Source organism: Thermomonospora umbrina (assembly GCF_003386555.1).
Lineage (GTDB): Bacteria > Actinomycetota > Actinomycetes > Streptosporangiales > Streptosporangiaceae > Thermomonospora > Thermomonospora umbrina.
The window spans coordinates 4,090,775-4,104,615 of record NZ_QTTT01000001.1; the positions used below are offsets into that span (position 1 = coordinate 4,090,775).

The 13,841-nt window shown below is 71.1% G+C and carries 14 protein-coding genes; 12 read left to right on the forward strand and 2 right to left on the reverse strand.

Features of this window, described 5'->3' with window-relative positions; genetic code table 11:
* Positions 1-182: 182 nt before the first annotated feature.
* The gene (locus DFJ69_RS18300; RefSeq protein WP_116023723.1) at positions 183-656 is read right to left on the reverse strand and encodes a hypothetical protein; all 474 of its coding nucleotides are present in this window, start codon (positions 654-656) and stop codon (positions 183-185) included.
* 131 nt (positions 657-787) lie between these two features.
* Between DFJ69_RS18300 and purN the strand changes: the two genes are divergently transcribed.
* The 5 genes from purN (at position 788) to DFJ69_RS18325 (ending at position 4,918) form a co-directional block, all read left to right on the forward strand.
* Positions 788-1,471: a phosphoribosylglycinamide formyltransferase gene (gene purN, locus DFJ69_RS18305; protein ID WP_116023724.1), complete on the forward strand. Its 684-nt coding sequence runs from the start codon at positions 788-790 to the stop codon at positions 1,469-1,471.
* Positions 1,468-3,036, forward strand: coding sequence for a bifunctional phosphoribosylaminoimidazolecarboxamide formyltransferase/IMP cyclohydrolase (purH, locus tag DFJ69_RS18310; protein ID WP_116023725.1), 1,569 nt, complete (start codon positions 1,468-1,470; stop codon positions 3,034-3,036). Before purN ends, purH begins: the two co-directional genes overlap by 4 nt.
* A gap of 127 nt (positions 3,037-3,163) precedes the next feature.
* Complete coding sequence (locus DFJ69_RS18315) at positions 3,164-3,388, forward strand: hypothetical protein (protein ID WP_116023726.1); 225 nt, start codon at positions 3,164-3,166, stop codon at positions 3,386-3,388.
* 132 nt (positions 3,389-3,520) lie between these two features.
* A complete protein-coding gene (locus DFJ69_RS18320; RefSeq protein WP_116023727.1) occupies positions 3,521-4,015 on the forward strand; it encodes a hypothetical protein in 495 nt (164 codons plus the stop codon).
* Between the two features lie 48 nt (positions 4,016-4,063).
* A complete protein-coding gene (locus DFJ69_RS18325; RefSeq protein ID WP_116023728.1) occupies positions 4,064-4,918 on the forward strand; it encodes a bifunctional methylenetetrahydrofolate dehydrogenase/methenyltetrahydrofolate cyclohydrolase in 855 nt (284 codons plus the stop codon).
* Between the two features lie 688 nt (positions 4,919-5,606).
* Here DFJ69_RS18325 and DFJ69_RS18330 read toward each other — a convergent pair.
* Positions 5,607-6,317, reverse strand: a complete 711-nt coding sequence (locus tag DFJ69_RS18330; protein ID WP_245974761.1) for an FHA domain-containing protein — start codon at positions 6,315-6,317, stop codon at positions 5,607-5,609.
* Between the two features lie 228 nt (positions 6,318-6,545).
* On the opposite strand from DFJ69_RS18330, the gene DFJ69_RS18335 reads away from it, so the two are divergent.
* The 7 genes from DFJ69_RS18335 (at position 6,546) to DFJ69_RS18365 (ending at position 13,840) form a co-directional block, all read left to right on the forward strand.
* Positions 6,546-6,902: a DUF3017 domain-containing protein gene (locus DFJ69_RS18335; RefSeq protein WP_245974443.1), complete on the forward strand. Its 357-nt coding sequence runs from the start codon at positions 6,546-6,548 to the stop codon at positions 6,900-6,902.
* Positions 6,903-7,075: 173 nt separating this feature from the next.
* A complete protein-coding gene (locus DFJ69_RS18340; protein ID WP_116023731.1) occupies positions 7,076-8,299 on the forward strand; it encodes an NADP-dependent isocitrate dehydrogenase in 1,224 nt (407 codons plus the stop codon).
* Between the two features lie 178 nt (positions 8,300-8,477).
* The gene (locus tag DFJ69_RS18345) at positions 8,478-9,467 is read left to right on the forward strand and encodes a malate dehydrogenase (RefSeq protein WP_116023732.1); all 990 of its coding nucleotides are present in this window, start codon (positions 8,478-8,480) and stop codon (positions 9,465-9,467) included.
* A 97-nt stretch (positions 9,468-9,564) separates the two neighbouring features.
* A complete protein-coding gene (locus DFJ69_RS18350; protein WP_116023733.1) occupies positions 9,565-10,140 on the forward strand; it encodes a DUF421 domain-containing protein in 576 nt (191 codons plus the stop codon).
* Positions 10,141-10,218: 78 nt separating this feature from the next.
* Positions 10,219-11,268, forward strand: coding sequence for a glucose 1-dehydrogenase (locus DFJ69_RS18355; RefSeq protein WP_116023734.1), 1,050 nt, complete (start codon positions 10,219-10,221; stop codon positions 11,266-11,268).
* Between the two features lie 2 nt (positions 11,269-11,270).
* A complete protein-coding gene (locus DFJ69_RS18360; RefSeq protein ID WP_116026720.1) occupies positions 11,271-12,713 on the forward strand; it encodes a sugar porter family MFS transporter in 1,443 nt (480 codons plus the stop codon).
* A gap of 53 nt (positions 12,714-12,766) precedes the next feature.
* Positions 12,767-13,840, forward strand: a complete 1,074-nt coding sequence (locus DFJ69_RS18365) for an FUSC family protein (protein WP_170177707.1) — start codon at positions 12,767-12,769, stop codon at positions 13,838-13,840.
* Position 13,841 lies beyond the last annotated feature (1 nt).

The following is a 13,841-nucleotide window of genomic DNA, read 5'->3' on the forward strand; positions in this document are numbered from 1 at the left end:
ACCGTGACCACACACCTCCACCACGGGGGGTGTAGCCCGGTCCTTCAGGCGGGTGCCCCGGAGCGCAAGCGGAGGGGCGCCCGCCTGAAGATCGCAAGACCGGGCGCGGGGGGTGTGGGGGTCGCCCCCCCACAAATAAGCAAGACGGGCGCGGGGGGTGTGGGGGGTCGCCCCCCCACAAGCTAGAAAGGCAGGCTGTCGCCCTTGATGGTGCCCTTCGGCAGTCCGAACTTCTTCTCGATCTCCCGGGCCAGCCGGTCCTTGCACTGCCGCTCTTCCTCAAGGGTGTTCGCGGCGCTCTGGCACTTGCCGTACCGGTTGGTCTCGTCCAGCAGGTAGATCTGCGCCCCGACGCCCACGATGAAGAACGCCATCCCGATCGAGCCCAGGATCAGCCCCGGCAGCGCGCCCGGGGCCTTGCGCCCCGCGTGCCGCGCCGCGCGCCGCGCCTTGACGCCCACGACGATGGCGGCGACGGCGGGAATGGCGGCGAACAGCGACAGGAACGGCACGAACATCATCACCAGCGAGATCAGCCCTAGCCACAGCGCCCGCCGTCCGGCGCGCCCGTCGCTCTTGGGGGTCCCCGGATCCGCGGGGGGAGCGCCCGGACCCTCGGGCCCCGGACTGGCGCCCTGCTCCGGCTCGTGACTCAACTGATCCTCCAGCTCATGGTGTCGCCTCCGGGCGGCCCCGAGCGTGCCGATAGGCTTCTCGGGGGCCGGTGGCCGGCCCGTCCGCCCCGCGAGCGCGGGGCCTGTGCCGCTCGTCCGCTTAAGGAGTCACGGTGTCCGCCCGGCTTGTCGTACTTGTCTCCGGAGCGGGGACCAACCTACAGGCGCTGCTCGACGCGTGCGCGGATCCAGCCTACGGCGCGACGGTCGTCGCCGTGGGCTCCGACCGCCACGACATCGCGGGTCTGGAACGGGCCGAACGCGCCGGGGCCCCCACGTTCACGGTACGCGTCCCCGACTTCATCGACCGCCGGGAGTGGGACGCGGCGCTGACCGACGCGGTGGCCGCCCACGAGCCCGACCTGGTGGTCTCGGCCGGCTTCATGAAGATCCTCGGCCCGGCGTTCCTGGAGCGTTTCGGCGGCCGGGTCGTCAACACGCATCCGGCGCTGCTGCCCGCGTTCCCCGGCGCGCACGCCGTCCGGGACGCCCTGGCGTACGGCGTCAAGGTCACCGGCTGTACGGTGCACTTCGTCGACGAGGGCGTGGACACCGGTCCGGTGATCGCCCAGGAGGCGGTCCCGGTCGGTTGGCACGACGACGAGGACGCCCTGCACGAACGGATCAAGCAGGTCGAACGACGGCTGCTGATCGAGGTGGTGGGACGGCTGGCCCGCGACGGCTGGACCGCCAAGGGACGTCGGGTGTCCCTGAAATGCCGCACCTGCAACGACGCCGGTCCGGACGCGCGGACTGACAACGACGTAGGCGACGAACCGAGGGGAGCTCGACCGTGAGTCGAGTGGCGATCAAGCGTGCGCTGATCAGCGTGTACGACAAGACGGGGCTGGAGGACCTGGCCCGCGGCCTGCACGCGGCCGGGGTGGAGATCGTCTCCACCGGGTCCACCGCGGCGCGCATCGCCGACGCCGGGGTGCCGGTGCTGAAGGTGGAGGCGCTCACCGGCTTCCCCGAGTGCCTGGACGGCCGGGTCAAGACCCTGCACCCCCGCGTTCACGCGGGCCTGCTGGCCGACCGGCGCAAGGACGGGCACCTTCGGCAGCTCGCGGACCTCGACATCGAGCTCTTCGACCTCGCGGTGGTGAACCTGTACCCGTTCGCCGAGACCGTCGCCTCCGGGGCGGGCCCGGACGAGTGCGTCGAGCAGATCGACATCGGTGGGCCCACCATGGTGCGCGCCGCCGCCAAGAACCACGCGGGTGTCGCCGTCGTCGTCGACCCCTCCTCGTACGGCGCGGTGCTGGAGGCCGTCCGGGAGGGCGGCTTCACGCTGGAGCAACGCCGCCGGCTCGCCGCCCGCGCCTTCGCGCACACCGCCTCGTACGACGTGGCGGTCGCGTCCTGGTTCGCCGGGTCGTACGCGCCCGACGAGGCCGCCGGGGCGAGCGAGTGGCCCGACTTCCTGGGCGGCACGTGGGAGCGCGCGGCCGTCCTGCGGTACGGCGAGAACCCGCACCAGCGGGCCGCCCTGTACTCCGAGGGCAAGGCCGGTCTGGCGGAGGCCGAGCAGCTCCACGGCAAGGAGATGTCGTACAACAACTATGTCGACGCCGACGCGGCCCGCCGCGCCGCCTACGACTTCGCCGAGCCCTGCGTGGCGATCATCAAGCACGCCAACCCGTGCGGCATCGCGATCGGCGCCGACGTGGCCGAGGCCCACCTGAAGGCCCACGAGTGCGACCCGGTCTCCGCGTACGGCGGTGTGATCGCGGTGAACCGGCCGGTGAGCACGGCGATGGCCGAGCGGGTCGCCGGGATCTTCACCGAGGTCGTGGTGGCCCCGGACTTCGAGCCCGAGGCCCTGGAGATCCTGTCCCGCAAGAAGAACATCCGGCTGCTGCGCTGCCCCGAGGGCCCCGCCGGGGGCGTGGAGTTCCGGCGCATCGACGGCGGAGTGCTCCTGCAGACCGTCGACCGGATCGACGCCGAGGTCCCCGACGGCGGCGACGACCCCGCCACCTGGACCCTCAAGACCGGCGAGGCCGCCGACGACGCCGTCCTGCGCGACCTGGCGTTCGCCTGGAGGGCCTGCCGTTCGGTCAAGTCCAACGCCATCCTGCTGGCCGCCGACGGCGCCACCGTCGGCGTGGGCATGGGCCAGGTCAACCGGGTCGACTCCTGCAAGCTGGCCGTCCAGCGCGCCGGCGACCGCGCCGCCTCCGCGGTGGCCGCCTCCGATGCCTTCTTCCCGTTCGCGGACGGCCCCGAGGTGCTGATCGCCGCGGGTGTCCGGGCGATCGTCCAGCCCGGCGGCTCCGTCCGCGACGACGAGGTGGTCGCGGCCTGCGAGAAGGCGGGGATCACCCTGTACCTCACCGGGGTCCGCCACTTCTTCCACTGACCTCCCACCGCCCATGGTCGCCCCGTTTGGGTGATCATGGGCGGTTTCGTCGGGCGCGCTGGTAGCCTCTGCCGCATTGCGCGCCGAACCCGCCCCCCGGCGCGCCCGACCCCCTGGAGGAACACCGGTGGAGATCCTTGCCGGCCTGACCCTGTGGACCTCGGCCGCGCTCTCCGAGTCCCGACCCGTCCTGGGCCTCGTCGCCGCCCTCCTTTTGGCCCTGGTCACCGCGTTCATGAGCTGGCACGTCACCGACCGTCTCGTCGCCCTGTGGTCGGACGTGCCCGCACGCCCGTCGGTGGAACTCCTCAGGCGGACGCTCCTCCGCCGCCGTTCCGACCCACCGGCCTGAGGCGACCTCCGGCGGCCTGCTGAGCAGTGAATGAGCAGGAAACGACCTGGACAATGAACAACGCCCTCTTCGACGCTGTGGCACGAGGGGCGGGTGATCCCCGTCCATGGAACGACGTCGAAGGAACGGCTCATGCCACAGCCGAAGGGCCCCGCCAAGCGCCGTCGCATACTCCACCGCGCCGGTGCGGCCTTGGGCCTGGCGCTCGGAACGACCGTGTTCGCGGCCTCTCCCGCCTCGGCCCACACGATCGGCGAAGCCGTCGTCTCGAACCAGGGCTGCGGCTGGGCGAACGGCGGCTACACGGTTCTTCAGCGGGATGACCTCTGGGACCGGGACAACAACATGCCCTTGGGCGAGGTCTACGTGCTGTGGAACGGCACGTACCGGGAGAACTGCATAGTGACCCTCAGGGTCGGCCGGGCGGATGGCGTCGCGAGCTGGACCGAGGCCGTTCTGGAGCGTCAGGGGATGCCGACGCTCAGGGACGAGGGCAACTATGCCCACTATGCGGCGGTGAGCGGTTACGCCGCCGGCACGTGCATCAAGTGGACGGGAGCCATCCAGAAGATCTACGGCGGAGGGATCATCGCCTCTACGACCACCACGTGGAGGTACTGCAGCTAGGACCCGCCCGGGAAGGGACGCCGCCCAGGGGCCGGCACAATCATGGGTGTGACTGCTCGAATTTTGGACGGTAAGGCCACGGCGGCGGAGATCCGCGCCGACCTCAAGACGCGGGTCGCCGCGCTTCGCGAGCGGGGAGTCGAGGTGGGCCTCGGCACGGTGCTGGTGGGGGACGACCCCGGCAGCCGCTCGTACGTGGGGATGAAGCACCGCGACTGCGCCGAGGTGGGCATCCGGTCGATCCGCAGGGATCTGCCGGCCGACTCCACACAGGAGCAGGTGGAACGGGCGGTCGCCGAGTTGAACGACGACCCGGCGTGCACCGGCTACATCGTGCAGTTGCCGCTGCCGGCCGGGCTGGACGAGCAGCGGGTGCTGGAGCGCATCGACCCCGCCAAGGACGCCGACGGCCTGCACCCCATCAGCCTGGGACGGCTGGTCCTGATGCAGCCGGGCCCCCTGCCCTGCACCCCGAAGGGCATCGTCGCCCTCCTGCGCCGCTTCGACGTCCCACTGCGCGGCGCCGAGGTCGTGGTGGTGGGCCGTGGCATCACCGTGGGCCGCCCCTTGGGCCTCCTCCTGACCCGGCGCAGCGAGAACGCCACCGTGACGCTCTGCCACACGGGCACCAAGGACCTGGCCGCCCACACCCGCGACGCCGACATCATCGTCGCCGCCGCGGGCGTGCCGGGCCTGATCACCGCGGACATGGTCAAGCCCGGTGCCGCCGTCCTGGACGTCGGTGTCTCACGAGTGGACGGCAGGCTGGCCGGCGACGTCGCCCTTGACGTCGCCGAGGTCGCCGGTTGGGTCGCCCCCAACCCCGGCGGCGTGGGTCCGATGACCCGCGCCATGCTGCTGGCCAACGTGGTCGAGTCCGCCGAAGCGGCCGCGTCCGCCTGACCGACCGGAGTCCGCCTCCCGACCGTGTCCCGCCCGCTGCGGGCCGACCTGGGCATGCCCGAGCCGGTGTCACGGTCGTAAGGCGTCCGCCCGTGTTCGCCCTCCGACCGGGACGCCGGCCGCGTGGCGCATGTCCGGGCCAGGTGTCACGGTCGTGAGGCGTCCGCTCGTGTTCGCCCGCCGTCCGGGACGCCCGCCGCGTGGCGCAAGTCCGGGCCAGGTGTCACGGCCGTGAGGCGTCCGCTCGTGTTCGCCCTCCGACCGGGACGCCCGCCGCGTGGCGCAAGTCCGGGCCAGGTGTCACGGCCGTGAGGCGTCCGTCCATGTCCGCCCGCCGTCCGGGATGCCGGCCGCGTGGCGCGCGTCCGGCCGTGTTGCCCGCCGTCCGGGACGTCCGCTGCGTAGCGCGCGTCCGGCCGTGTTCGCCTCCGACCGGGACGTTCGCCGCGTCGCGCATGTCCGGGCATGCGCGGGCGGGGTGTCACGGTCGAGAGGTGCCCGTCCCCTGAGACACCGGGCCTCGTCGGGCCGTGGGCACGTTCCGGGCGTGCCCTGGTCGCGGGGTCGGGTGTGTGCCTCATCGCACGGTGGGACGGACGTTCACGGGGGTGTTTCGTCGAGCCGCGGGCGTGCGGTCGGCTGCCGTTGTGCGCTGCCCTGCGCCGGACGGCCGCACGCCCGCGGGTCGTCAGCTAGCCCTGCGTCCCGCCGCGCCGGCCGCGGGGCGGGGAGGGCCGGCCGTGGCCGCCGGTCGGCCCGGGACGGCCTTGTGGGGCATTCCCGGGGCGATCGGACGTCGGAGCTCCCCCGTCGGGCGGCCCTCCGCCGGGGGGCGCTGCTGCGGGGGGACCTGGACCGGCGGCAGCGGCCGGACCAGACCCATCGCGATCACCTCGTTGGCCAGCCGGGTGCGCCGGTTGGCCCCCTCCGGGATCCGGAACTTCTGGTAGAGGCGCAGCAGGTGCTGCTTGACCGCGGCCTCCGTGACGACGAGATCGCCGGCGATCTCCCGCGCCGTGGCGGGGGCCACGAACGCGGCGTCGGACAGGGCCGGCCGGCACAGCGCCGTCAGCACGTCCACCTCACGACGGGTGAGCTCCGGGGCGACCGCGCGCCGCAGTTCGATGTCGGGATCGACCTCCTCGCGGGGGATGCCCCCCAAGCGGCAGCGTGCCGTGCCGAAGCTCACGACATCGCCGTCCTCCAGCACCCGGCGGGCGATGGGTCGGCCGTTGACACGGGTCCCGTTACGGGAGAGTCCCATGTCCACGACGTACACGTACGGTCCGCGCCGCACGATCTCCGCGTGCAGACGGGACACAGAAGGGTCATCGAGGCGTACGTCAACTCCTCTTCCTCGTCCGACCGTCGTCACTTCGGGGCGCAGCGGCACCACCATGCCGCTGTCTTCGATCCGTATGAACGGCCCCTCCACGGCAGTCCTCCCAGCTAGTTAGCGACCCCTGTCCAGCGAGTTACCCGGCCGTGGTGTGGCAACACCCATCTACTGGTGGGTAACACCGATGCCGCAAGGCATCCCGCGTCCCGGGACGTCGACCAGTAGACTCTGCGGAGCGGCAGACCGCTCCATCCGGAGGGACTGCGGGGGCGCCGAAGGAGCGTGAGGGTGGCGGACAGGCCGATGGACGAGCATGGCGGGGCTCCCCCGCCGGCGCTCCGCCGCCGCCGGCGCACCGCCCCGCGCAGGAAGGCCGCGTCCTCCGCCCACTGGCTCGGCCAGCTCCCGTACGTGCTCGCCCTGTGCGGGGTCGGCGGCGCGCTGGCCATGTACGCCGGCGCCCACTTCCGCAAGGGCTCGGCCCTGCTGGCCGCCGGGGTGCTCTTCGGCGCGCTGGCCCGACTGGTGCTCCCCGAGAGCCAGGTCGGCATGCTCGCCATCCGCAAGAAGTGGCTCGACGTGCTGACCATGGTCGCGCTCGCGGTGGCGGTCGCGGTGGTCGCCTGGGTGGTGCCGGGCGACTGAGCGAGGGCGGCCGGAACGGGCCCGGCGCGCCCCGAGGCGGAACGGCCATGCCGCGGACGTGCCAAGACAAGCTGAACGGCGGGCCAGGTCTAGACCTTTGATCTGGCTCGGATAGCCTCCCCAGTGAGCCTTACGAAGGACTGCTGGCCGGTTTAGAGAGGGACAGCAACAGCATGCCCAAGATCAAAGTAGCGGGCCCGGTCGTCGAACTCGACGGCGACGAGATGACCAGGATCATCTGGGAATTCATCAAGGACCAGTTGATCCTGCCCTATCTGGACGTGGACCTGAAGTACTACGACCTGGGGATCGAGCATCGGGACGCCACCGATGACCAGGTCACCGTGGACGCCGCCAACGCCATCAAGGAGCACGGCGTCGGTGTGAAGTGCGCCACCATCACCCCCGACGAGGCACGCGTCGAGGAGTTCGGCCTCAAGCAGATGTGGCGGTCCCCCAACGGGACGATCCGCAACATCCTCGGGGGCGTGGTCTTCCGCGAGCCGATCATCGTTTCCAACATCCCCCGCCTGGTGCCGAGCTGGACCAAGCCGATCATCATCGGCCGGCACGCCCACGGCGACCAGTACAAGGCCACCGACTTCAGGGTGCCCGGCCCCGGCACCCTGACGGTGACGTTCACGCCGGAGGACGGCTCGGAGCCGATCGAGCTCCAGGTCGCGCAGTACCCCGAGGGCGGCGGCGTCGCCATGGCGATGTACAACTTCCGCAGGTCCATCGAGGACTTCGCGCGCGCCTCGTTCCGGTACGGCCTGGCCCGCGACTACCCGGTCTACCTGTCGACCAAGAACACGATCCTCAAGTCCTACGACGGCATGTTCAAGGACGTGTTCGCCGAGATCTTCGAGGCGGAGTTCAAGGCCGAGTTCGACGCGCAGGGCCTGACCTACGAGCACCGCCTCATCGACGACATGGTCGCCGCGGCCATGAAGTGGGAGGGCGGCTACGTCTGGGCCACCAAGAACTACGACGGTGACGTCCAGTCCGACACCGTGGCGCAGGGCTTCGGCTCGCTGGGCCTGATGACCTCGGTGCTGATGACCCCCGACGGCCGCACCGTCGAGGCCGAGGCCGCCCACGGCACGGTGACCCGCCACTACCGGCAGCACCAGCAGGGCAAGCCCACCTCGACCAACCCGATCGCGTCGATCTTCGCCTGGACGCGCGGGCTGGCCCACCGGGGCAAGCTCGACAACACCCCCGAGGTCACCGGTTTCGCCCAGACGCTCGAGCAGGTCTGCATCGAGACCGTCGAGAGCGGCCAGATGACCAAGGACCTGGCCCTGCTCGTCCCCGGCGAGCAGCCCTGGCTGACCACGCAGGAGTTCCTGCACGCGCTCGACGTCAACCTCCAGAAGAAGGTCAACGGAGCCTGACGCACGACGTCCGTTCGAGGGCCGTCCCGGCGATCCCGGGGCGGTCTTCGACGTTTTCGGCGGAGATCGCAGGGTCCCCGCCTCCGCGTTCCGCGGTGCGCGATACGCTGACGGAGAACTATCTCGACAACGAGAGACCCGTCGGCCGAGTCGCCGGCCCCGGTAGGAGATGAAGGCCATGACCAGCACCCCAGTCACCGTCACCGTCACCGGCGCCGCCGGACAGATCGGCTACGCACTGCTGTTCCGGATCGCCTCCGGGCAGCTCCTCGGACCCGACGTACCCGTGCGGCTGCGGCTGCTGGAGATCACGCCGGCGCTGAAGGCCGCCGAGGGCACCGCGATGGAGTTGGACGACTGCGCGTTCCCGCTGCTGACCGGGATCGACATCACCGACGACCTCAAGGCCGGCTTCGACGGCACCAACGTGGCCCTGCTGGTCGGCGCGCGGCCGCGGACCAAGGGCATGGAGCGCGGCGACCTGCTGGAGGCCAACGGCGGCATCTTCAAGCCGCAGGGCGAGGCCATCAACGCGCACGCCGCCGACGACGTCAAGGTGCTGGTGGTCGGCAACCCGGCCAACACGAACGCGCTGATCGCCCGTTCGCACGCCCCGGACGTGCCGGCCGACCGGTTCACCGCGATGACCCGCCTGGACCACAACCGGGCGCTGGCCCAGTTGTCGAAGAAGGCCGGTGTCGCCGTCTCCGAGATCAAGAAGATGACCATCTGGGGCAACCACTCCGCCACCCAGTACCCGGACATCTTCCGCGCCGAGATCGGCGGCCGGTCCGCCGCCGCCGTGGTGGACGACCAGGCGTGGCTGGAGAACGACTTCATCCCGACCGTGGCCAAGCGCGGTGCGGCGATCATCGAGGCCCGGGGCGCCTCGTCGGCCGCCTCCGCCGCCGGCGCCGCGATCGACCACGTCCACACCTGGGTGAACGGCACCGCCGAGGGCGACTGGACCTCCATGGCCGTGGTGTCCGACGGCTCCTACGGGGTGCCCGAGGGCCTGATCTCCTCGTTCCCGGTGACGACCTCCGGCGGCCGGTGGGAGATCGTGCAGGGTCTGGAGATCGATGACTTCTCCCGGGGCAGGATCGACGCCTCGGTGGCCGAACTGGCCGAGGAGCGCGACGCGGTGCGCGGTCTGGGTCTCATCTGACCCCCGCTGACCCAACGGAGAGGCCCGGTCCCCCACAAGGGGGCCGGGCCTCGGCGTTTCCCGTGAGGCGCCGGGCGGGCCGGGGTAGGACGCGGCCATGTGGGACGACCTCGTGGTACTTCAGATGCCGATCGCCGAGAAGATCCTCCGAACCGTTCTGGTGTACGCCACGATCGTTCTGTTGTTCCGGCTGAGCGGCAAGCGGGGCCTCGCGCAGCTCAACACGTTCGACTTCGTGGTGATGTTCCTGCTGTCGAACGCCGTCCAGAACGCGATCATCGGTGAGGACGACACCGTTCTCGGCGGTGTGATCGGGGCGGTGACGCTGATCGCGATCAGTTCCCTGCTGGACCGGCTGATCGCCAACAACGAGCGGGTCGCCAAGCTGCTGGAGGGCTCGCCGACGACCGTGGTGAAGGACGGTCGTCCGGTGGCGACGGGGATGCGGCGGCTGGTGCTGCGCAGGCAGGACATCGAACGGGCGGTGCGGGTGCAGAACGGCGACGCGCTGTCGGACGTGGCCAGCGGCGTCTTCGAGCCGAGCGGGCACCTGGTCGTGTCGCTCAAGCGCGGCTCGCAGACGGCGACCAAGAACGACGTGGACCGGATCCTGGACCGACTCGCCGCCCTGGAGGAACGGATCGCGCTCGGCGGAGGAGCGGAAAGCCGGTAGCCACGTTTATCGCCGCCAACTACGGACAGACCGGATTTCGATATTCAGAGAGCCCGAAACCAGCCCCAGGAGGCGCAGATGAAGGCGATCACGGTCGTTCCGGGTGATTCCGACCAGATCCGCGTCGGTGAGGTCGGCGAGCCCCCGCCGGAGGACGGCGACATCCTGGTGCAGGGCAGGTTACTCGGCATCTGCGGCACCGACGACGACATCGTGTTCGGACACCAGCACGGCGTCCCGCCGCCCGGCCGGGATCGGCTGCTGATCGGCCACGAGTCCCTGGGCGAGGTGCTGGAGGCCCCCCTCGGCACCGGCTTCAGCAAGGGCGACCTGATCGTGGGCATGGTGCGTCGCCCCGACCCGGTGCCCTGCGACCCGTGCTCGCGGCGGGAGGCGGACTTCTGCCGCAACGGCCGCTACACCGAGCGCGGCATCAAGGAACGGGACGGCTACGGCGCCGAGCGCTGGCGCGTCGAGCCCGAGTACGCGATCCGGCTGGACCCGGGGCTGGGCGACCACGGAGTGCTCCTGGAGCCGACGTCCGTGCTGGCCAAGGCGTGGGAGCAGACCGACCGGATCTTCGCCCGCTCCTCGTGGCGCCCCGAGGTGGCGCTGATCACCGGGGCGGGCCCGGTGGGGCTGTTCGCCGCGCTGCTGGCCGTGCAGCGGGGCCTGGAGACCCACGTGCTGGACCTCAACGACGAGGGCCCCAAGGTGGGTCTGGTCCAGGACCTGGGGGCCACGTTCCACACCGGCGACGTGCGCGACATCGGCGTCATCCCGGACGTGGTGATCGAGTGCACCGGCAACGGGCCCCTGATCGTCGAGCTCACCGAGATCGTCGCGCCCGACGCGGTGATCTGCCTGACCGGGTTCGCGCCCGGCGGGCGGTCCATCGAGGTCGGCATGAACGACCTCAACCGCACGATGGTGATGACCAACATGGTGATGTTCGGCTCGGTCAACGCCTCCAAGGCCAACTTCGAGCAGGCGGCGGACGCGCTGGCCAAGGCGGACCCGAACTGGCTCGGGCGGATGATCACCCGGCGGATCCCGATGGCCGACTTCGCCGACGGCCTCCACAAGAATCCCGACGACGTCAAGGTCGTCGTGGACCTCCGGGCGTGATCATGTCCTACGCCTACTCACATCCCGACCCGCACGTCGAAGGCCCCATGCACCGGGTCCCCGAGGAGGGGATGCGCAAGATCTGGGGCTGGGCGGTCCTGATCGCCGTCGGCGGGTTCCTGTTCGGCTTCGACACCGGCGTGGTGTCGGGGGCCCTGCTGTTCATCAAGCCCGAGTTCCATCTGAACGCCCTGGAGCAGGGCAGCGTGGTGAGCGTCCTGCTGCTCGGGGCGATGGCCGGCGCGTTGACCGCCGGGCGGGTGGCCGACCGGCTCGGCCGCAAGATGACGTTCGGGCTGGAGGGCGTGGTGTTCCTGGTGGGCACCGCGATGGCGGTGTTCGCCACCGGATATCCGATGCTGCTCGTCGCCCGGGTGGTCCTGGGCCTCGCGGTCGGGGCCGCCTCGGCGATCGTTCCGGTCTACCTGTCGGAGATCTCGCCGCCGTCGATCCGGGGCCGCACGCTGACCCTCAACCAACTACTGATCACCGTCGGCATCCTGGTCGCCTACGGGGTGAACCTGACGTTCGCCGGAGCCGAGAACTGGCGGGCGATGTTCGCCTGCGGGGCCGTCCCGGCGTTGCTGATGGTGGTGGCGGCGCTCTGGATGCTTCCGGAGTCCCCGTCGTGGCTGGCCTCGCGGGGCAGGACCCGGGAGGCCCGCAAGGTGATCGCCTCGGTCACCGACGACGAGACCGCCGAGCTGCTGTTGGAACGCTGGAACCGGCGCGAGGAGGAGGACGAGAAGAGCCGACCGAAGCAGTCCGGCTGGCACCTGCTGAAGACCGTGGACCTGCGTCCCGCGTTGGTGGTGGGCCTGACCCTGGCCGCCGTCCAGCAGTTCGGCGGCATCAACACGATCATCTACTACGCCCCGACCCTGATGCAGAGCACCGGGCTGAACGCCTCGAACTCGATCTTCTACTCGATCGCCATCGGAGTGATCAACCTGGTCATGACCGTGGTGTCGATCCGGCTGGTCGACCGGGCGGGACGACGCCCGCTGCTGCTGGGGTCGCTGGCGGGCATGGCGATCACGCTGGGCCTGCTCGGGCTGGCGTTCGTGCTCGACCTGCCCTCGTGGCTCGCCCTGGTCGCCATGGTGCTCTACATCGCCGCCTTCGCGGCGGGCATGGGGCCGACGTTCTGGGTGATCATCGGTGAGATCTTCCCGCCCAGGGCGCGGGCGGCCGGTTCCAGCGCGTCCACGACGGTGAACTGGATGTCCAACTTCATCGTCAGCCTGGTCTTCCTCACCGTGGTCAACGCCATCGGCGAGGGCCAGACGTTCTGGATCTTCGCGCTGGTGTGCGTGTTCGCGGTCTGGTTCGTCATGAAGTACGTGCCGGAGACCAAGAACCGCGACGTGGACAAGATCGACGCCGACATGCAGGTCAGGTTCGGACGCCGCCCGGCCTCCGGTGAGGCGGCGCGGCGAGGTTGAGGATCGTCCCGCACCTGCCGTCGCGTGCCCTTCAGGAGGCCCATGAGGCGCGGGTGCGGGTGCGAGTCGACGCGTGGCCGGTGCTCCAGAGCACGGCGGCGGCGACGCTGGCCTGGCTGATCGCCACCACGGTGATCGGCAATGCGCAGCCGTTCTTCGCCCCCATCGCCGCCGTCGTCGCGCTCAACGTCGCCCGGGGCGGCCGCGGGTCCAACGCGGTGCGCCTGCTGACGGGGACGGGCGTGGGCATCGTGGTGGCCGAGATCGCGCTCTGGATCGGGTCCGTGGACACCTGGACGCTGGCGATCGCGACGTTCACCGCCATGTCGATCGCCGTGCTGATCGACGGGACGCGGATCGTGATCGCCCAGGCGGCGGGCAGCGCGATCCTCACGGTGGCCGTGGGCAGCCCAGACGCCGGCTTCGCACGGCTCATGGACGCCCTCGTCGGGGCGGGTGTGGCGCTGGTGTTCAGTCAGATCCTGTTCCCGGCGGAGCCGATCCGGCTGCTGCGCCGCGCCGAGTCCGCGGTGCTGACGGAGCTGGGCGAGGGCCTCGACTACACCGCCCGCGCGCTGATCCACTACGACGACGAGTACGTGACCGAGGCCCTCGACAACATGCGCGAGGCCAACGAACGGCTCGCCGAGCTGGGCAGCACCCGGCGCGGCACCGGCCACGTCGCCCGGCGGTCGCCGCTGTGGTGGGGGCGCGTCGCGGTCATCGTGCGGGCCGGTGAGGACGCCGGGCAGCTCGACCTGCTGGGCAGCAGTTGCTTCACGCTGGCCCGGATGGCCCTGGCCGCGGACCGCGACGACCGGCCCGGCCTGGGGCCGCCGGTGCGGGACCTGGCCGTCACCGTGGCCATGCTCGCCCGCGCGCCCGGCGACCGGGACGTCAGGCGGCGCGCGGCCCACCGGGCGGTGAGCATCGTGCGGATGTGCGACCTGTCCGGCACCGCCTCCACCGCGACGGTCCGGACGGTCGTGCGGATGGCCGCGACCGACGTGCTGCTGTACACGGGTGTCGACGTGGAGGCGGCCGACGACGTGGAACGGTCGGCGCCCGGCGTGCTGCACGTCGACGACGACGCCGACAAGCGGCACTTCGGACGAGGGCCCCGATGAT